Raw genomic sequence first — 993 nt, forward strand, 5'->3', positions numbered from 1 at the left:
GAGATACACCACCCCCATCCCCCCGGCCCCAATCCGCGCGAGCAGCACGTAGTCGCCGATCCGCGGGGGGTCCTGGGCTCTGAGGGCATCCACGGGAACGACTGTGCCACAGGGGCGGGGCGGAGCTGACTGCGGATCAGGTGGGGGGTGGCGGGGGTGCGGCGGCGGACCAGAAGTCGTCGTGGACGTCGGGGCGCTGGGGGTACCCACCCTCGCGGTGCGGAGTGTTCGGCTGGGTCTTGGGGTCGGCGACGTCGGACTTGGCGAAGCACGGGGTGGTGATGGAGAAGAAGAACTGGCCTTCGCCCGCGACGGCCACGCTCAGGCGAAAGCCTTCCGGAGTGGCCGCGTAGATGGCCGGCAGCTCTTCGTCCGTATCCACGCTGGTGATCTCGTAGCCACGCGACTTCCAAGCTCGCTCCACGACACCGAGCAGGCTGCCGCGTCGCTGCCGTGAGACGACAGTCATGATCGCTGCGCGACGCTTCACCGAACCCGTGGCGAGGGTGTCGTTCTTGAAGTCGGTGCAGATCTTGTCATTCGACGGACCATGGTTCCAGCGGAGCCGCGGCCTTACCGAATCGATAGTCTGCTGAACAATCGCGTCCGCTCTCTCGGCGGCCTCCTGCATGTTCATATCTGATCGCTTCCCCTCCGGGGCATCCACCCCTGACGTAAGTCCGCATCCGGCCACAGCAATCAGCAGCGGAATACAGACGGATCGCGCAATCCTCATCGTGGGTCCTGCATGCTGATGGCCTGCCCTCTACCGGCAACGATCTTGGCGACATTCCGAGCGGACACCTCATCACGGTCCGGGTCGAAATAGTTCGAGTGCGCGTCGACCCCACCCAAATCCATAACCGGCCGCCGCCCCTCATCCACCCTGAACCTCCTCGCCCCGAAATCCTCATGCGCCGGATCCGTGCCGAACCAGATCTCGCTCTCCTCCGTCTGCGCGTCCTGCGCGAAGTACGCCATCGTCGCCCCGCC

At 65.6% G+C, this 993-nt stretch carries 1 protein-coding gene and 1 pseudogene; both read right to left on the reverse strand.

Annotated features, from left to right (window positions below):
- Nucleotides 1–136: 136 nt before the first annotated feature.
- Entirely contained in the window at nt 137–637 is a 501-nt protein-coding gene (locus BHU15_RS36525) for a hypothetical protein (RefSeq protein WP_069631019.1), read from the reverse strand.
- 95 nt (nt 638–732) lie between these two features.
- A pseudogene (locus BHU15_RS36530) lies at nt 733–993 on the reverse strand (alpha/beta hydrolase); the annotation flags it as partial.

Origin of the sequence: Streptomyces niveus, assembly GCF_001723055.1 — a bacterium.
Taxonomy (GTDB): Bacteria; Actinomycetota; Actinomycetes; order Streptomycetales; family Streptomycetaceae; genus Streptomyces; species Streptomyces niveus.